This is a genomic window from Chitinophaga sp. HK235, assembly GCF_018255755.1.
In the GTDB taxonomy this organism is placed as follows: domain Bacteria; phylum Bacteroidota; class Bacteroidia; order Chitinophagales; family Chitinophagaceae; genus Chitinophaga.
Genome location: NZ_CP073766.1, coordinates 6,553,275 through 6,571,691, shown reverse-complemented (window position 1 = coordinate 6,571,691; position 18,417 = coordinate 6,553,275). Strand labels below are relative to the sequence as shown.

Annotated in this window: 15 protein-coding genes; 7 read left to right on the top strand and 8 right to left on the bottom strand. The window is 42.9% G+C overall.

Translation table 11 applies throughout. The annotated features are described in order from the left end of the window. The first annotated feature begins 30 nt into the window (after positions 1–30). The 4 genes from KD145_RS24980 to KD145_RS24965 are packed head-to-tail and all read left to right on the top strand — an operon-like array spanning position 31 to position 6,939. Positions 31–3,459 carry a SusC/RagA family TonB-linked outer membrane protein gene (locus KD145_RS24980; protein WP_212002558.1) on the top strand — a complete coding sequence of 1,143 codons (3,429 nt, stop codon included), beginning with the start codon at positions 31–33 and terminating at the stop codon, positions 3,457–3,459. Positions 3,460–3,485: 26 nt separating this feature from the next. Continuing rightward, on the top strand, positions 3,486–5,063 hold the full coding sequence (locus tag KD145_RS24975; RefSeq protein ID WP_212002557.1) for a SusD/RagB family nutrient-binding outer membrane lipoprotein: 1,578 nt from the start codon (positions 3,486–3,488) through the stop codon (positions 5,061–5,063). A 29-nt stretch (positions 5,064–5,092) separates the two neighbouring features. After that, positions 5,093–6,130, top strand: a complete 1,038-nt coding sequence (locus tag KD145_RS24970) for a DUF1735 domain-containing protein (RefSeq protein WP_212002556.1) — start codon at positions 5,093–5,095, stop codon at positions 6,128–6,130. A gap of 29 nt (positions 6,131–6,159) precedes the next feature. Continuing rightward, positions 6,160–6,939 carry a hypothetical protein gene (locus KD145_RS24965; protein WP_212002555.1) on the top strand — a complete coding sequence of 260 codons (780 nt, stop codon included), beginning with the start codon at positions 6,160–6,162 and terminating at the stop codon, positions 6,937–6,939. A gap of 105 nt (positions 6,940–7,044) precedes the next feature. On the opposite strand, the gene KD145_RS24960 is transcribed toward KD145_RS24965, so the two are convergent. Next, on the bottom strand, positions 7,045–8,100 hold the full coding sequence (locus tag KD145_RS24960; protein ID WP_212002554.1) for a YhcG family protein: 1,056 nt from the start codon (positions 8,098–8,100) through the stop codon (positions 7,045–7,047). A gap of 624 nt (positions 8,101–8,724) precedes the next feature. On the opposite strand from KD145_RS24960, the gene KD145_RS24955 reads away from it, so the two are divergent. Both KD145_RS24955 and KD145_RS24950 read left to right on the top strand, forming a co-directional pair. Beyond that, a complete protein-coding gene (locus KD145_RS24955; RefSeq protein WP_212002553.1) occupies positions 8,725–11,685 on the top strand; it encodes a SusC/RagA family TonB-linked outer membrane protein in 2,961 nt (986 codons plus the stop codon). A 14-nt stretch (positions 11,686–11,699) separates the two neighbouring features. Then, on the top strand, positions 11,700–13,055 hold the full coding sequence (locus tag KD145_RS24950; RefSeq protein ID WP_212002552.1) for a RagB/SusD family nutrient uptake outer membrane protein: 1,356 nt from the start codon (positions 11,700–11,702) through the stop codon (positions 13,053–13,055). Positions 13,056–13,134: 79 nt separating this feature from the next. Here the strand turns inward: KD145_RS24950 and KD145_RS24945 are convergent, their stop codons facing one another. Together KD145_RS24945 and KD145_RS24940 are read right to left on the bottom strand one after the other, a co-directional pair. After that, a complete protein-coding gene (locus KD145_RS24945; RefSeq protein WP_212002551.1) occupies positions 13,135–13,632 on the bottom strand; it encodes an Imm42 family immunity protein in 498 nt (165 codons plus the stop codon). A gap of 30 nt (positions 13,633–13,662) precedes the next feature. Further along, positions 13,663–14,502 (bottom strand): AraC family transcriptional regulator, encoded by an 840-nt coding sequence (locus KD145_RS24940; protein WP_212002550.1) that lies wholly within the window; start codon positions 14,500–14,502, stop codon positions 13,663–13,665. A 116-nt stretch (positions 14,503–14,618) separates the two neighbouring features. Here KD145_RS24940 and KD145_RS24935 point away from each other — a divergent pair, with 116 nt between their 5' ends. Continuing rightward, positions 14,619–15,053, top strand: coding sequence for a carboxymuconolactone decarboxylase family protein (locus tag KD145_RS24935; protein ID WP_212002549.1), 435 nt, complete (start codon positions 14,619–14,621; stop codon positions 15,051–15,053). A gap of 206 nt (positions 15,054–15,259) precedes the next feature. Here the strand turns inward: KD145_RS24935 and KD145_RS24930 are convergent, their stop codons facing one another. The 5 genes from KD145_RS24930 to KD145_RS24910 form a co-directional block, all read right to left on the bottom strand. Beyond that, complete coding sequence (locus KD145_RS24930) at positions 15,260–15,712, bottom strand: hypothetical protein (protein WP_212002548.1); 453 nt, start codon at positions 15,710–15,712, stop codon at positions 15,260–15,262. Between the two features lie 34 nt (positions 15,713–15,746). Next, positions 15,747–16,292, bottom strand: coding sequence for a hypothetical protein (locus tag KD145_RS24925; protein WP_212002547.1), 546 nt, complete (start codon positions 16,290–16,292; stop codon positions 15,747–15,749). Positions 16,293–16,370: 78 nt separating this feature from the next. After that, positions 16,371–16,760 carry an SMI1/KNR4 family protein gene (locus tag KD145_RS24920; RefSeq protein WP_212002546.1) on the bottom strand — a complete coding sequence of 130 codons (390 nt, stop codon included), beginning with the start codon at positions 16,758–16,760 and terminating at the stop codon, positions 16,371–16,373. Further along, the gene (locus KD145_RS24915) at positions 16,754–17,254 is read right to left on the bottom strand and encodes a hypothetical protein (protein ID WP_212002545.1); all 501 of its coding nucleotides are present in this window, start codon (positions 17,252–17,254) and stop codon (positions 16,754–16,756) included. The genes KD145_RS24920 and KD145_RS24915 overlap by 7 nt, the downstream gene beginning before the upstream one ends. 29 nt (positions 17,255–17,283) lie before the next feature. After that, positions 17,284–18,393 carry an ankyrin repeat domain-containing protein gene (locus tag KD145_RS24910; protein WP_212002544.1) on the bottom strand — a complete coding sequence of 370 codons (1,110 nt, stop codon included), beginning with the start codon at positions 18,391–18,393 and terminating at the stop codon, positions 17,284–17,286. Positions 18,394–18,417: the final 24 nt, after the last annotated feature.

Here is an 18,417-nt window from a genome sequence, read left to right as displayed (position 1 = left end):
TTTGCACGCCCTAACCTAACGCTATACAAGATGAAAACAATCTTTGTTTTTCTGTTGGCTGTCAGTATGCAACTGAGCGCCAAATCGTATTCACAGAACGTTACGCTGAAAGGAGAAAAACTGAATATTCCGCAAATATTTGCGGCTATAGAGCGCCAGACTGACTACGTTTTCTTTTACAAAGATGATGTACTGAAGTCTACCACTCCTGTCACGGTAAATCTCAATAACGTTCCTGTATCCGACGCGCTGGCCACCTGTTTAAAAGGACAACCACTGAGCTACTCTATTGTAGGACGCAACATCATCGTATTAAAATCAGAGTCTCCTAATCGTAATACTGCTAATCAACAGTCATCCCTGCTTATCAAAGGTGTAGTAACGGATGAAAAAGGAGCACCATTAACGGGTGTAACGATAAGGATCAAAGGCACTCCACTCGGCACCAGTACAGACGCGAATGGTCGTTTTCAAATTTCCGTTCCTGCCAACAGTTCCAAAGTTCTGGTGTTCAGCTACATTGGAACAGAAACGGTAGAAATACCGGTGGTTAACGAAGATCCCGTTGCTGTACACTTAAAACAAAAGGACAATCTCCAGCTGGAAATAGTAGTCACCGCCTATGGCATCAAACGTCAGCCAAAGGAACTGGGATATGCTGCTACCACTATCAGTGGTAAAGAATTAAACCAGGCGGAAAACATCAACGCCACTTCCGGGTTAATTGGTAAAGTATCCGGCCTGTCCATTCAAACACAGGACAACAACCTGGATCCTTCCTATAAAATCAACTTACGCGGCAACAGATCTATTACCGGGAATAATGCTGCTCTTGTTGTGCTGGACGGAGCAATTGTGGCACCTTATATTCTGAGTAATATCAATCCCAATGACATTGAAAGTGTAAACGTGCTCAAAGGCAGCGCTGCAGCTTCATTGTATGGATCTAATGGTAGCAATGGCGCGTTGGTTATTACCACTAAGAAACCAGCTGTTGGTAAAACAGAAGTAAACTTTAAAACCAGCGTACAGTGGGAAAGTATTTCCAAACTGCCGAATCTGCAATATACCTATGGTGGCTGGGGAGGCGAATCCAGCTATGTAGATCCTGTAACAGGACAAACCGTTAATGTTCCCTTTGAAAATCAGCAATTCGGGCCTAAGTACGATGGAAGTACTGTGGAAGTAGGAACACCAAAGCGGATATTTTACAACGACGGTACCTATAAAGACACCGTGATAAAAACCACGTACTCGCCGAAAAAAGGATCACGTACCGATTTTTTCCAGACAGGCATTACCAAACAGTATGATTTATCACTGGGCACCGCCACTCAGAACTCATCGACTTATGTAGCCTACCAGCGAACAGACCGGTCAGATATCGTTCCGGGAAATAAGCTGTCGAAAAACTTCTTTAAACTGAATGGGAGCACTAAATACAGTATTGTAAGCCTCGATTATGCGTTGGGCTATACCAATACTAACACTGACCAGGTATGGAACAGAGGCTCCATATACAGCCAAATCCTGAATTCCCCGGCACACGTTGATTTAGGCTGGTTCAAAAGTGGTTTCTTCTCTTCTCCTGATAACTACTTCAACGCCTGGAATGATAATCCCTGGTGGAACGTGGATAACTTCAGAACAAAAAGCACTGATAATAAGTTTGTAGGGAATGTAGCAGCAAGGCTCGCGATAACAGACAATATAGAAGCCAGTTACCGATTCGGTTACACTTACAGTGCCTACAACTATAAAAATACCGGTAACGGCTGGAAATACTCTGACTACGAGCAAAGCAATCCCTATAATATTCCGGGTGGTACCCAGGCGTCCAACAGAAAGGTGTTACTGCCTACATCAGGCGGTGGATCAACCTTTGAATCACGTATAACGGGCGATTTGTTATTGACATTTAAAAAGGAGTTGTCAAAAAATATCAACTCAAAACTCTTATTAGGACACTCCATTATACAGGATAGATATAATAGTGAAAACTTTAATGCAAACACACTCGCATTTAATGACTTCTATAATGTATCCAGCTATATTGGCCAGCAAACTGCCGGCGAAGCCAAGGCGGAACGAAATCAGCAGGCGGCATTTGCTGATTTATCTTTTGGTATAAATAAATACCTGTTTTTACACGGTAGCTATCGTTTTGACTGGACCTCAATCCTGACAGCTTCCAACAGAAGATTCTCCTATGGATCAGCCGATGCGGCGTTTATTCTTTCTGATGTGTTGCCGCAATTATTCGATAATGACGTGGTGAATTTTGGAAAGGTAAGAATCGCATACAGCCAGACAGGCCAGGTAAATCTAAACACCATCAGTACTTACGGAGCTTATCTGACCACTCCTTCCTTCAATGTTGCGTCTAATTATCCATTTAATAATAGTGTGGGCTATAGCAAAAATACAATGGCTCCCAATCCCAATCTGAAAGATGAACGCACAACGGAAATAGAAGGAGGTATCGAACTTAGTTTCCTGAAAAACAGAATTAACTTTACCGGAACGGTTTTCAAACAAAGAACAAAAAACCAAACGATTCCTACTCAGGTATCTCCCACAACAGGATATTCTGCTATGCTGGTGAATGGTGGAGAAACCTCCAATTTCGGTGTTGAATCAGATATCAAATTAACGCTCATTGATAACAGATCCACTGGCTTAAGATGGGATGTGGGCGCCAACTTCACCTATATCAACAATAAAGTAATTTCCTTGCCTAATGATGGTGCTGATTTATCGATGACAAATGACGCTTATGCAGTAGTAGGCTATGCTTTCCCGGCTTTAAAAGTAACCGATTTCTCCAGAGACCCTGCCACCGGAAAGGTCATCGTTGATCATAACGGCTACCCTACACGTGCAGCAGCTTATAAGTTCATGGGATCCATCTTTCAACCCTACCGCCTGGGCCTGACGACTTCCGTTTCCTACAAAAATTTCGGACTCACTATCGTAGCGGACTACAGAGGTGGCGGTGTATTGTTTAACCAGATCGGACAAACATTAGACTGGACCGGTTCCTCTGAACACTCTACCTATGGTGATCGCCAACGATTTGTATTCCCTAATTCCGTTTATGATGACGGAAGCGGACATTATGTAGACAACAAATCCAGGCAAATTGCCAATGTGTACCAGTTCTGGCAGGCATATAGCACCATGGGAACACCCTATGTTACCAGCAATGCCTTCTGGAAACTCAGAGAAGTGGTATTGTCCTACACCTTACCAGCATCTCTTTTCAGCGGATTTAAAACTATCAAGGGCGCTACAGTAGCGGTTACCGGCAGAAATTTGTTTATGTGGAGACCAGCAGAAAATATCTGGACCGATCCCGAATTTAATCTTGGTGGCGCCTATAACGCAGACGGTACTACGAACACTTCACAAACGCCGCCAACAAGATTTATAGGTGGAAGCGTTAGCGTCAGGTTTTAATTTTTTCAACAGGAAACTTTTACAAAATGAAAGTATTAACTAAATATTTACTCGTTCTGTTGTTGATAGCAGGGATGTCAGCTTGCTCAAAAACATACTTTGATATAAATGAAAATAATCCCAATAATCCCAACAACGTAGATATCGATCTGGTGTTGTCTCCACAATTAAGGAGCATCGCCTACATACAGAATATGGGATCAGACGACATGTCGTACTGGATGGGTTACTGGACTATCGGCGGCGGTTCCTTTGTGAACTCATATGTATTCAATTATACCTTTGACAACAAGTGGTTCCAGGGTATGTGGACCAGCTACTACGGCTATCTTGGAAACTTGCAGTATATTGACCAACACGCCAATGGCAATAACTTTTACAGAGGTATTGTGAAAACAATGAATGTAGTTTGTTATCATAACCTGATTGACCTGTTTGGAAATATTCCTTACACACAGGCATTGCAGATCGATAAATACCCTACCCCTGTGTATGACGATGCGGCCACTATTTACAATGATTTGTACCAGCAACTGGATAGTGCCAGAGACCTGATTAAGAACTGGACAGGAAACGTGCCCAAAGGGGATATTATGTACAATGGGAATAAGGCCAACTGGATTAAATTTATCAATACGCTCCAGCTAAGACTGATACTCAGAGTGAGTCAGCTAGGTACCAAACCACCCTATTATGCCACTGCATTACAGCATTTGCTCAGCAGTGCATCGGCTGACGGTTACATTTCAAGTGTACAAAACGAAGGAAATGTAAACCCCGGATTTTTTAATCAAAGCGGAAAGGGCAATCCACTGGTAGAAAGATTCTGGAATATCAGCCAGAATCAGCAAACGTCCAACTATAACTACTTCAGGGCAAATGCAGCCGCTGTTAATTTTTACTGGGATGGCTTCAATGGCTATGGCGACTGGCGGCTGTATAGAATGTATGCCCCATACGATAATAATCCGAACCATTTTAAGGGTGCTTATTTTGGTGTGCCTACCGCTAATAATGATACGTTATCAGGTTTGTCCTGGGGTGATAACGTAAATGGTAGCTTCTCCGGCACCAACGGCTTTGGCATTATTAAGAATGTCAATCAGCCTATTCCGATGATTACGTCATTCGAAAGTTATTTCCTGCAAGCGGAGGCAGCTTATAGAAATCTGATTCCGGGGGACTATAAAGAGTTATACAAAAACGGGGTTCGTGCCAACTTCACCTACTTATACAAAGGCTCTTTGCCAGATCCTTCCGGTAATGTTTTCTATCAGCCCAACGATGCTATTGCAGACGCAAATGGTTATATGGCGCAGACTTCAGGCAAGGTCAACAACTTCAATATAGAGCTGACTACCGACCCTCTGCAAACCATCTTATCTCAAAAGTGGATTGCCATGAATGGGGTCAATCCATTTGAACCTTACGCCGATTTCCGTCGCACCGGATGGCCCACTTACATTTATGGTTCCAAATATCCCGGAGCGCCGGCTTTACCCAAAAGAGTATTTTATCCAAGCGTGGAATATGCCACCAATACGGCTAACGTAAAGGCTCAGGGAGAAGACCTACTTACCAAAAAAATATTCTGGGGTAGATAATTTTGAATGTACTTACAAAACATTGAAAGATGAAAAAACATTTTAACCTGATATATATAAGTCTCCTGGCAATAACAGTGCAGTCCTGCATGAAAGATAAATTTGGCACATCCCTGTCGGATATTCCAGGCACTAAAATCGTGGAACTGGCTCCTGTGGATGATGGCGCCACCACATCGATAGATAGTCGTATGAAAACGATCAACCGGTTGCCTTCTACCCTTAAAGCGGTAGATACTATCACTATCCCGGTTTATCTCGGCAGTACTACCGGTATTTCAGACCAGGATATAACGGTGACGCTTGCACGGGATACCGCTGCCATTACCAAATATAACATCGCTAAAGGAACGAACTGGAGCTTTTTTCCGGAGAACACGATCGTCAGCGAAAATTTAAAAGTGACGATACCTGCAGGTAAAAATGTAGGCTACTTTAAATTGCTGGTGAATACACTCGATGTAAAATCGGACGACAAATATATGGTCGCCTACAATATTGCTCAAGTGCCCAAGCCGCTATCTATCAGTGCCGACAGGTTTTATGTGTATTACAAACTGGTTGTCAGAAACAAATACGATGGTTATTATTCATTCCGCCCCGGCGGCATGACCGACTATCAGTTTGCGGAGAATGTTGCTATTAGCAACACCACTGTCGACCTGGTGACGATAGATGATTCTACCTGTATTATGAGAGACGCCTACGCGTATAAGAACTCCGGCCTTGACCCGTATGGTAAACCATTAAATGCACATATATTCTGGAGTACTGCCAGCAACAGTTGGAACTGGTACGGATATTTTTGTCCGGTATTACATTTTGATCCAAATGGGAGTGGTCAGATCATCCGTGTAACCAATTACTTCGGACAGCCTGACCCTGTAAGGGGCCGTTATGCTGCTTTAAGTCCTGCTCCGGCAGAAGCTGCTGCTTCTAAATGGGACCCGGCCACCCGGAATGTAAAGGTTTATTATCTAATGTACGATGGCACTTTTAAAGGAGGATGGCAGGGATCGAAAGTATGGTTCTATGATAACCTGACTTTTATAAGCGACAGACCCTAAACTATATTTTAACCTGGAACACGTTTTTTATGCAACCAAAATATATTATCCTGGCAGCACTGCTACTTTGTCTGAGCTGCTCCAAATCAAACCAGCAGCAGGAGCTGTCTTTCGAAAACAACCTGACAAGCATTAAGCCGACAGACAATATCTGGTTTAATAAAAAGGTAGATTTTTCAAAAAGTAAAAACATCAGGGTATTTGTTGATAACAGGCTTTCCGGCGCCGATGGAAATGTGGTCGCAAAAGCAATTAACGCTGCGATTCCCGTAGCCCAGAAGTATCTCAGTCAGATATCTCCCAATATCAACATTACCAGCATCACCTATGGCGATGTACTCCCGCCCTTGGGTACCACTTATGATGTGGTGATCAGAGCAGATAACAGCGGAACAAATTCCGCACCTGCATGGTCACATATTCCGGATGGTACAGGAAAGGTAGGAGATCTGATGTCTGTCAACCTCGATTTAAATCAAACTGATTTATCCTGGGCGCATGTATATTATACCAGACTCATCATCCACGAATTCCTGCACATCCTGGGCTACGGACATACCGGCGCGGTAAGCAGCGGTGACTATGACACCAATGTAACGGAAATGGCGATTCCCAATACACATAATACAGTACAAGATCCTTCCCTCGCAATAATGTCGAGCTATAACGCCACCTATTCCCTGACAGGATATAACGGCGCACCAGCTGATTTTGATGCAGGTACCAACCCCTATTATGTTTTTACAAAGGGGGACCTGGCACAATTAAACTGGTACTATACCCTTAAGCCACCGTATGATGTTTATTAATTATTATTTGCGGTAAACGCGGTATTCTGCTATCAGATCACTAATATTTCGCAGATCTGAATCTGCTGAAACAAACAGGGAGCAAATAAGGCTCCCTGTTTATTTTTAATCAATTACTCCAGCTTTATTTTTCACTTCAAACCGCTGTTTAGCCAAGTGTATTGCTAAATGTAACTTTTGTTGCAATACTTCCTTTGGAGGCAGTTCCAGAAGGTACTGGGCAACATGTATACCTGCTGCATCGAGTTCTAATAGTTCGACCAATTCATCATTCTTATCAGCACAAAGTATTAGTCCGATTGGAGATAATTCATGTGGTTGTTGCTCGTACTTAGCCAGCCAGCGAAGATATAATTCCATCTGACTTTTATGGCTATGCTCAAATTTACCTAGTTTTAAATCTATAGCGACAAGTCGTCTTAACTTACGATGATAAAATAAAAGATCAATATAATAATCGGTATCATCTATAGAAATTCGTTTTTGCCTGGCTAAAAATGCAAAATCATTACCTAACTCTAAAATAAATAACTGCAATTGATATATAATACTTTGCTCCAGATCTCTTTCACTATATGTATCCTGTAAACCTAAAAAATCCAGAATATATGGATCTTTGAATGTCAGATCCGTTGTCATTCCTTTGTTGTTTCGTAAAAGTTCAAGGTCATTTTGAATGACTAATTCCGGCTTCTTACTAATTGCAGTACGCTCGTACAACATAGAGTTTATCCGTTCCTGTAGTTGGCGGCTGCTCCATCGTTCATTGGAAGCCATTGTCAGGTAAAATTCACGTTGCAACTCATCTTTTAAATAAACAATTGTTTTTATATGTGTCCAACTTAATTGTCTCTGCACTGCGGAGACAATTTGTGCTTCGGAGAAAGTCTCCGCACAGCGGAGACAATGCCGTAAAGTCTTATCGTCCCATCCTTTACCAAAGGCCTCTATCAATTGGTTAGACAATTTCTTTACAACTTCTTTCCCATAGTCAGCCCTTTGATTTCCCAAAACATGTTTATTTAATTTTGTACCCACACTCCAATATAATAGTACCAGTTCCGTATTTACCTTCACCAGCACTTTCTGTCTGCTACTTTCAATTAGATGTTTTATTTCGTTAAATAACAATTGTTCCCCTTTTACCAATGTATTCCCCATTCCAGAATAATTTAAATTGAAAGATTTCAAGTGCATTTGTCCAGCCCGAAAAAATTTGAAGGAACCTGCTCACTGAGCAGGTTTTTAGTTTTAGTCGATTAGTTAGTCGATTTCACTTTAATTTTCTCCGGTCGGTTTATATTACTTACTGAGGTTAACGTTCGTTTACTAAGATACGATTATTATTATTTGGATTTCTCGATGGACATTCATTAAAACAATTGTAATTAATCGATATAATGATTTAAGATGTGAGGCAAGCGCTTTTTAATGAGTACTTGATACAATAACTTTCCCTACGCAGAAGAGGATGTCTCCCATGTTTACAAAACAGGATACATCCTCTTTCTTTTTTTAGCAAAAAACAAAATACTTTTTAGTCTACAAATTTTGTAGACTTATAAAATTCACATAGGTTTGCAGGCAAGAAATGAAACTATGCGCCTGAATAATTATTGTAAATGCTGTAGCATAACAGCATAACCGGCTTCTCTTATTGTTGCTGCCAATCCCACCACCAGCACCGTCAGCACCACAATCTGCTTCATGTTTTTTCTTCCGCAACAGCGGTACAGGGAATACCATGTCCATCAGCCAACTGTACAATTTCAACAAAAAATAAACATGCAAATGAGAAAAATGCTGCACTTCCTGTGCATGCTGCTGCTGTTATCGAGGGCAGCGGAGGCCCAGGACAACATCGTTACCGGTCAGGTGAGATCCGCCACAGACGGCGCATTACTGCCAGGCGTCACTATAACGGTGAAAGGAAAGACCACAGGCGCCATTACAGACAACCAGGGTGCATTCAGATTGTTGTTGCCACCGGGCACCCAGGTGCTTAACTTCACCGCTATCGGGTTCCTGCCGCAGGACATTAGGGTAACAGACAACAGGAAGCTGCTCGTGCAACTGACAGAGAATGTGAAATCACTGGACGCAGTAGTGGTATCCGGGCTTGCCTCTGCCACCAAACGCGCCAACCTCGCCAACGCAGTGACATCCATCTCTGCCAAAGAGCTGACCGGCACTGCTACTCCGCAAACACTTGACAATACCCTCTATGGCAAACTTCCTGGCGCCGATATCAAAAGCAACAGTGGCGCACCCGGTGGCGGCCTCTCTATACAGCTGCGTGGTATCAGCTCACTACAAGGCGCTTCCCAGCCCCTCTATATCATCGATGGCGTGTATCTCAACAACAGCGTGATACGCACGGGAAGATCCACCATCACCGGCGCCGGCGGCAAAGAGGAAGACGATGCCGCTAACAGGCTGGCAGACATCAACCCCGATGATATTGCCACCGTAGAAGTATTGAAAGGCGCTTCTGCCTCTGCTATCTACGGTACCCGCGCCAACGCCGGCGTTATCATCATCACCACCAAAAAGGGAAAGGCAGGACGCACCCGTGTAAGTCTCGGCCAGGAAATCGGCTTCGCCAAAATACAACACTACATGGACAGCGCTCCCTGGGATGAAAACAAAATCCGTCAGTTCTTCCCATCATCCAGGCAGGAACAGGAACTGCAGCGCTATCACGACGCACTGGCTAACGGCGGCCCTTTCAACTATGAAAAGATCCTGTACGGCGAAACACCCCTGCTCACGAATACACACCTCAACATCTCAGGCGGAACAGAGAAAACAAAGTTTTATGTTTCCGGTAATCTGTCAAAGGAAAATGGTATCATCAAATATACCGGCTTCTCCCGCAGATCCATACGGCTTAACCTCGATCATCAACTGAGCTCGCGTATCAGTTTCTCCATCAATTCAAACTATATCAACAGTAATACCGACAGAGGTTTTACCGGCAATGAAAACAACGCTGGTGCAAGCCTGGGGTATATTATCGGTTACACACCCAACTATTTCAATCCATTCCCTGATGCTGCCGGCAACTATCCGGACAATCCCTATTCGGAATCTGAAAATCCACTGGCACTGCGTGATAAGGCCATCAACAATTCAAACGTGAACCGCTTTATACAGTCTGGCAAACTGAATATTCAACTCTTCAGCAACGCCCGCAGCAGTCTGTCTGCTGCCATACAGGGCGGTGTGGATTATCTCAGCAGCCGAACCAAAGTATACTTCCCCGATGATCTACAGGCGCAACGCAGCGAAGCTTATCCCGGCGATATTGTGTTGGGGCAGGAAAACGCCATCAACACCAATCTCCAGGCATTCCTCCTCTACCAGCAGACTGTTGGCAAAATCAATTTCAGCACACAGGCCGGAACGGTTTTTCTGGAAACAAAATCCAACAGCACACTTAACCGCGGACAGGGACTGGTGGCCAAACAACAGAATATATCTCAGGCAGCTGTGCAGTCGCTGTTGCAGCAGTATGATCAGCAGGTAAAAGATGCCGGTATTGTAGCACAGGAAGAAGTAAACTTCGATGATAAGCTGATCACTACGCTGGGCGTACGTTTCGACAAATCCACCTTAAATGGTGATGCGAATCAGTACTATGCATTTCCAAAAGCATCGGTGGCGTTGAATGTGAGCAAATTCAGTTTCTGGAAATCACGTACCGTCTCACAACTTAAGCTGAGAGCAGCTTATGGACAGACAGGCGGGCTGGCTTCCTTTGGCGATACCTACAGCTCCCTGCAGCCTGCCATCAACGGAGGACTGATCGGCTCCAAAGTATCAGGTGTGGCGGGCAATCCGGATCTTAAACCGGAACGCGCCGGAGAATTGGAACTGGGCATCGATGCAGGCTTCTTCAATAACCGCCTCAACTTTGAAGGCACCTATTACAGCAAGCGTGTGACTGACCTCATACAGAACCTCACCCTGGCTTCTTCCACCGGTATTACCACCAAGAAAATCAATGCGGCAGAACTGGTGAACAAAGGCGTGGAAATAGCGGTGAGCGGTGTGCCGGTATCCACCCGTAACCTGACCTGGACCAGCCGCCTGCTCTTCTGGAAAAACACCAGCAAAATCACCAGGCTGGATGTACCTTCCTATACTACGGGCTCCTATGGCCCTACCTTCGGCACATACCTGATCCGTAAAGGTTACTCTCCCACCACCATCGTAGGTGTACCACGGACGACGGAAGGAGAATACACCGTGTACGGCAATTCGCAACCCGACTTCCAAAGCTCCTTATACAACGATATTCAGTTCCTGCATAATTTCAATTTTTCGTTCCTGCTGCACTGGAAAAAAGGCGGTGACTTACTGAACATCACACTGTATAACACCGACAACGGCGGCACTACCAAAGACTGGAACGATGATTATAACCACAATGGTATACCTAATGGGAAAGACAGAGCAGGCACCGGTGCAGGCGTATACGTGCAGGACGCAGGTTATCTGCGGCTCCGCGAGGTAAGTCTCAGTTATACCTTCCCAAAACCCTTGATCAGCCGGGCTTTCAGGAATGCAGTAGACCAGGTGAGAATCGGCGTATCAGCCACCAACCTGTTTACCGTTACCAGCTATCCCGGTTATGATCCCGAAGCGTCCAACTTTGGTACACAGGCCATCAATGCAGGAACGGACCTCTTTCAATATCCGTCTTCCAAACGTATCCTGTTTAATGTGAAAGTGGATTTTTAATTTTTTAATTACTGATGATGAAAAAAAAGATCACTACACTCTTTATACTTTTTGCAATGACATTAGGCTCCTGCAAACTGGATCCTATTGCAGATCCGAACAATCCATCCGTGGCAAGCGTTACGGCCAATGCTTCCCGCAACCAGCTGCAGAGCCTTGTTACCGGCCTGGAAACGCGCAGCAGGGAATACCTCTTCAATGCCGCTACAGCGTTTGGCACCTTCGGCCGGGAAATCTGGTATTTCAATTCCGCTGATTCCAGAAACATACAGTTCTGGCTGGGTCAGGGCGGGCGCAAGCCAGATGCCAACTTCTATGGTGTATTTACCGCTTATGCAGCTCCCTACCAGACCATCAAACAGGCGAATGTGCTCATCAGTGCCGTGAACAACACACAGGCCGTGAGTGATATTGAAAAGCAGTCCTACATTGGATTTGCGCTCACCATTCAGGGATACCAGTATCTCATCCCGGCCAACAGCCAGTATAAAAGCGGTATACGCATAGCAGTAAGCGATGAGCTGAATCCCGGCAACTTCGTGAGTTATGAAAACGCTTTGAAAGCAATCAGGAATGTGTTGGACAGCGGCTACAAAGCACTGGCACAAGCTGGAAACACACTACCATTCAGGCTTACAGCCGGCTACAGCAACTTCAGCACTCCGGCAGGATTGGCAAAAGTAAACCGTGCGCTGGCCGCCCGCACAGCCATTTATCAGCAGGACTGGCAGGGGGCACTGGATGCGCTTTCCAGCTCCTTCTTTGATCTCAATGGTAATCTGAACGCCGGACCAGCTCATATATACGGCGCACCGCCAGATGGTTTTAATCCGCTCTATTACCTGCCGGATGGCAGTTTCAGCGGGGTGCCCGTAGTGCATCCTTCGCTTGTTGCAGATGCTTTGCCGGGCGATAAAAGAGTAACCGAAAAATTCTTTTTAAGAAAACAACCACTGATCAACACCGTAGGTGCAGTACCGTTATCCAGCCAGTATCAGGATAAGCGCTGGGCGCAGAACACAAGCCCTATCCCCTATATCCGGAACGAAGAGCTGATCCTGATCTATGCAGAAGCCAAAGCCCAGCTGAATCAGCCGGAAGATGCTATTGCGGCTATTAACCGCATACGTTCCGCTGCCGGCCTTACACCCTACAATGGTACGAAAGACACTCCAGCCCTCATTACAGAAATACTTTTCCAGCGGAGGTACTCTCTCTGGTTTGAGCCGGCAGGACACCGCTGGATAGACCTCCGTCGCTACAACCGCCTGAATGAGATCCCCGTAGCACAGGACCAGGGCAGCGTTTTCACGCAGCTTGAAAGGCCCGCCGATGAAGTGAACTGGGATATTTATAAAGAGAACAGATAAAATCCGATGAAGTAAAAAAAGAAGCTGTCTCCTATGCTTCGTATGAACAGGAGACAGCTTTTTTCATACGATAGCATCTCTACATATCAGTCTTCAGGGCAATGTAAGTAACATCATTAATCCATGACAGCAACAATTTGATGCTCTTATAGAAATGATTTTTAGGCAACTTAAATTCATAATTTTTCTTATCTACATTATCACTGATAAGCAGCCGGTCAAATCCCTGGCTTTCTATCAGAAAAAAATAATATCCATCAAAACATTCGATACCATTCAGGTCTATCTCCAATGTTTCCAATAGTGCTTCTGCGGCCTCATTGTCACCGGATTTCGCCTCTTTTAACAGATGAATGATTTCGTCAGCACTGTTTTTCTCCAATGCAGCAGCACTCCGCTGGCCTTCTTTTAACAGGATCTTCTTAAAGAGCGGCTGCGCTACCCCTAACAAAGACAACTGTGTTATATCTCCAATGGTCACCTCTTTAACCCGGAAACAGCAATTAATAAAAGTGTAATAGCCTGATTGGCTCAAGTCTGCGTCGATGGTGAATATATTTTCCTGTCCGAATACCATATTATTTATTTATAGCAATAATCGTTGGGGTCACATGACTCCTTTTCTCAGCTCCCTCATCCCTCTGCCAAAATGTTTTTTCATCATTCTATTCAGATGACTGCTATCCGTAAACCCCAGCTCCCAGGCGATTTCTGTTATAGGTGTACTGGTATAGATAGCTCTGGACTCCGCAATTTGTAAACGGGTTTTTAACACGAAGTCCTGAAAACGCTCGGAGGCATTCCTCTGAAAGTATTCGCTGAAATAGCTCTCCGAAATATTAAATTTATCAGAAAGATACGCAGGTGATATCTTTTCCGGGTCTAAAATATTAAAGGATATAAAATTGATTAATTCGGTAAATCTGCTGTCTTTAAACGTACGTCCCTGCAATACCTTTTTTTGAATATTATGTGCCAGAATACCCAACACAGATACTAAGGTATTCTGGATAACAAAAGCAGAACAGGCATCTTTTCGCTGGTATTCGGAAAGCACCACATCCAGCAATCTCTTCACCCGGCTTTTCTCTACAGGATCGCTGATGATCTCTCCCGGAAAACGATCATGATTGCCCAGAATGAAATTCAGATGGCTAAACCATGAACTGTAATCGATCTGGTCTTTTCCTCTGGATGCAAAGTAACTTCCGGTAAAACGGATAAAAAGAAAACGTGTTGGCTCTTCTATAATATACATATGGCATTTAGCCGCAGGAAGAAGGAAAATACCGTTTTTAGCATATTTCCTTTTGACATAATTTACGCTTTGCAAACCCGTCCCCCGAAGAACATATACCAGTTCAAAGAAGTTATTCTTCCGGTTTCTTTCGCTCCAGTCCTCGTATTCAGCGATCTCAACAGCAAATGTATCATGCAGGTGCTCCATACTACAAAAATACAAACTCCTGCCCAGGCAAAAGCCATTTCCTATCACGTTACTGTTTTTTCAGATGACATTACCGTCAGGTGGTGGGTAAGATGACCAATTTTGTGAAACAATAAATGAAGACAACACAGTACATGGATTACAAAACCATCTCAAAAGAAACAATCGGCTTTCTGTATCAATCACATGCCAGTATCAGAAAGTCAGGCCTGGACAACAAACTGATTGCACTGGCAGAACTACGGGTATCCCAATTAAACGGATGCGCCTATTGCTGCAGCTTTCACAACAATGAATTAAGACAAATGGGTATCAACCAGGATATACTCGATAAACTGCCCGGCTGGAAACATTCCAAAGCTTTTGATCCGGTGCAGGAACTGGTATTGTTATGGGCAGAAGCAGTCACATTGATGCAGAATGATCTTCAGACGATACGCGAAAAACTAGAGCAACATTTTAGCGAAAAAGAAGTGGTGGATCTCACTACCAGTATTTCGCTGATGAATGCACTTAACCGGCTTCGGATTACGCTTGGAGAGAAGGATTAGTGCGGGTATCTTGCCCGGAAGAGTTACTACATCGGGCCCCGATCATCGAAGTATGATGGGGCCCTTGGGTCTTTAGAAACTTCTATTTAGCAATCAGATATCTTTCTTTTGTCTGGGTTAAGTATTTTCCATTTACTCCACTATATTTAATCACTGCATCTGGCCATGCCACAATATTCTTTTCAGCCGTATCCGCAACAAGGTCTTTATTCCTGGCAGTTAAAAAAAACCTTTTTACCTTTCTCACCAACCATTTTGAAGACTTTCTTCACAAAGGCTTCCGTCTCACTATCATTAACATTATATGACACGCCCAGATAGCCATCTTTCAGGCATTTATCATCATATTTGGCCACGGTGGGGGGTATGTATTGTATCATTCCTTTTCCAACCATTGGAAAACTATAAGGTGGTGTATCCTGCGCGTCTACCAGCTGCCTGTATTCGTCTATTGAGAAAACAGCTGCATTCAGAATGGTTGCGGCAACAGTTGTCTCAGCAAGCGTAGTCAGTTCTTTTATACTTTTGTCATTACTCTTTGCAGTATCAATAAAATGGATGTTTTCAAAAGAGTCTGACAGTAATTTTGACAACTCATGCTGATCAACAGCTGTCATAAACAGCCCTATCTGCTTAATAATATTGTTGCCTCTTTTCATTTTATTAAATATTTATAGAGGTAACACTTATATCCTAATTTTTCAGAGCTGCTTTACCTGCTACTTCAAACTTCAGCCCTTTAATTCCCAAACTTTTCACAAAGTCCACAAAAGCATCCGTACAATAATAAAAGCTAAGTTTCACATCTCTAAACAATAACTCTTCCTTTACAATACTCAGATCAAATGGAATATTATTTTCACGTATCAGCTTCATGGATTCCTGAGTCGAAACTCCTTCAAAATTGATGGCCGGTATCACATTTAAAAGATTAATAAAAATGAAAGGTTTATTAATCCCTTTAACTTTTATGGGTTTTACTTCTATGTTACCATCCAGACGACCTTTAAATTCAGGCTCAAATTCTTTCTGAACAATTAAGGTAGATCCATAGCAACGTGCTTCAAAATCTGAAGACTTTCCTTTCTGTAGTTTATCTTCTGATAGTTCAAATACATCTTCATGCCAGGTATCTGAAATAGGTTGTCCTTTAAAAGAAGCATACAAACGGACATCTTCCTTGTTAATAAAGGACAAGTCTATATATTCAAAATCGTTCCCTATCTTGTAAAGGTCCATATTGCAATGTTCGATTCAGAATAGCTTAAAGCTCATTTTTAACCAGTATCAATAACCATCTGACTCTTCCGGAAATGTCTAAAATGGTAGGTTCTCAAAATCGAAAACATCAGGAGGAAGTTCTGTCACATCCCATGAATCAGGATGCTCGTTTATTGCCTTCACCAAATTAGGTATGTTCCTAAAAATAGGATTTAAATTAATTTCATCATGAGATAAATAACAAACTTGCCCTTTGTGATTTCCTGTCACAAATACGCATAAAAAATTCGAATTGTTATCCGTGAGGATAGGGAGAATTTCCTTTAAATCATCTTCTTGCTGACCAAGAAAAATCAACATTGAATCAAGCTCCTTATCGGACAAAAAACTAAAACCGTTCCTGGGTAAAAACTGCACAAATGCCTCCACTTCCGAAACCGGAATATTGTTTACACTAAGTATTGATAGTATTTCTGTTGTTACCATACTAATATTTTCCCGTTGCTAAAATCAATTGCATCAGCGCCTTTATTTTCAGGCATTGGCCCATCCCATCCACAAGGGATATGTCCCTTCACATAAACATCCATAAGATAATCAAACTGGATTGGGACAGCATTTCCAAACATTTCTTTAAAATAGTTCTCCACAAGAAACATCGTCACCACTCCTTTAGTATCGACCATTATTTCTTCCGGCACATCTTTTACACTGGCTTTTTCCAATATATACGCCTTATCATTATCGAACTCCGCTTTAAATCCTCTGACTATATTGTTCCAGTTATTTGATTCTTCCTTGTGGCTACTTTGTATATACCAGGACAATCTGTTAATGGCATATAAAACAAAGTTTTCCCATTTCAAAGAATTGATACTACTGATACATTTTTTCTTATCCACCAGGTTCGATTCAATCTTAAAATCAGTGCGATTAAGAACACCTACATTTTCAAACCAGTTAATATCCTTTAGATTCATTTTATTACTTGAGTTATTCACGTGTAACCCTAACCTTCTATAGGTACTGTTAGCTTCGTCCATCCTGATTCTCTGCCTTTTTCAATAGATAGTTTAGCGTACCCACCTTTTATAGCTTTTAACGGAATCAATGTAAATAACTTTACCTGTTCACTCTCTTCTATATCCTTGTTTAGTTCTTCCGTGCTTTTCCCCGACTTCCACTTTACATCACTGATAAATAGCCCCGCTATGCCCTCCGGCCATTTCAAATCATTAAACATCCTATCTTCTGCGAGTAAGCAATCCCCTTCTTTAACACTCCAACCTGATTTAATATGGTTGATCAGTTTACTTAAAAACAAAACAGGAAACTGATTTCCATCTTCCTTATTATAAAAGTTCCAATATTGAGGAAGCACAAGGAAAAACTCCAGCATAGGTTTATGAAAGTCAAAGAGACCAAATGTAAATAACACCCGGTTCTTATCACCATTTGTCTGAACAAGCTTCAACACAACTGGTTTTATATCGATTGGAGTTGGTATGTCAACAGGCAATATTTCGCCTAATCTCAATGTAACATGAGAAAGAATACCACTTCCTTTTATATCATTCTCTATCCAATCCGGTAATGTAGAATAGCTTCTGGCTCCATGCTGTGTTAACAGCGCTGCAATTTCATCATATTTTCTGGACCGGGCTGCATCCAGTGGTAGTTTCCCTGTCCTTACATGCACTCTGTTTACATCAGCCCCATTTTCGATCAGAAACTTCACCATCTCCAAATGGCCAAGCATAACGGCACTCATCAAAGGAGATATTATTGCTTTTGCTCCCCCCTCAATAGATCCCCCCTTTTCAAGCAACCACTTTGCTGTCTTTATATTGTTGCCACTTGATGCAGCATCCAGCGCATTAATACCATTAGCGTCTTCAATAGTTAAATCAAGGCCAATTGTATGGAAAAAATTCAACACTTCGGCATCTCCGAATTTAGCTGCATAATGTATTGGAGATGCATAGTCACCATTATAAGCTTCCCGGAGTGTTGCTGGTGATATTAAGTTTATTTCTTCAAGAATTTTGAAATTCCTTTCGTCGATAGCTTTATCGACATCGCTGTATTTAAAATTCATTTTACAATCTTCAACCACCATTACCCCTTTAATCAGGCGACTTTC

Coding starts and splice junctions, on each gene's coding strand:
- KD145_RS24930 (WP_212002548.1), bottom strand. CDS start 15,712: ATGAAAAGAGGCAACAATATTATTAAGCAGATAGGGCTGTTTATGACA.
- KD145_RS24950 (WP_212002552.1), top strand. CDS start 11,700: ATGATGAAAAAAAAGATCACTACACTCTTTATACTTTTTGCAATGACA.
- KD145_RS24945 (WP_212002551.1), bottom strand. CDS start 13,632: ATGGTATTCGGACAGGAAAATATATTCACCATCGACGCAGACTTGAGC.
- KD145_RS24920 (WP_212002546.1), bottom strand. CDS start 16,760: ATGGTAACAACAGAAATACTATCAATACTTAGTGTAAACAATATTCCG.
- KD145_RS24915 (WP_212002545.1), bottom strand. CDS start 17,254: ATGAATCTAAAGGATATTAACTGGTTTGAAAATGTAGGTGTTCTTAAT.
- KD145_RS24925 (WP_212002547.1), bottom strand. CDS start 16,292: ATGGACCTTTACAAGATAGGGAACGATTTTGAATATATAGACTTGTCC.
- KD145_RS24935 (WP_212002549.1), top strand. CDS start 14,619: ATGAAGACAACACAGTACATGGATTACAAAACCATCTCAAAAGAAACA.
- KD145_RS24970 (WP_212002556.1), top strand. CDS start 5,093: ATGAAAAAACATTTTAACCTGATATATATAAGTCTCCTGGCAATAACA.
- KD145_RS24980 (WP_212002558.1), top strand. CDS start 31: ATGAAAACAATCTTTGTTTTTCTGTTGGCTGTCAGTATGCAACTGAGC.
- KD145_RS24975 (WP_212002557.1), top strand. CDS start 3,486: ATGAAAGTATTAACTAAATATTTACTCGTTCTGTTGTTGATAGCAGGG.
- KD145_RS24965 (WP_212002555.1), top strand. CDS start 6,160: ATGCAACCAAAATATATTATCCTGGCAGCACTGCTACTTTGTCTGAGC.
- KD145_RS24960 (WP_212002554.1), bottom strand. CDS start 8,100: ATGGGGAATACATTGGTAAAAGGGGAACAATTGTTATTTAACGAAATA.
- KD145_RS24940 (WP_212002550.1), bottom strand. CDS start 14,502: ATGGAGCACCTGCATGATACATTTGCTGTTGAGATCGCTGAATACGAG.
- KD145_RS24955 (WP_212002553.1), top strand. CDS start 8,725: ATGCAAATGAGAAAAATGCTGCACTTCCTGTGCATGCTGCTGCTGTTA.
- KD145_RS24910 (WP_212002544.1), bottom strand. CDS start 18,393: ATGGTGGTTGAAGATTGTAAAATGAATTTTAAATACAGCGATGTCGAT.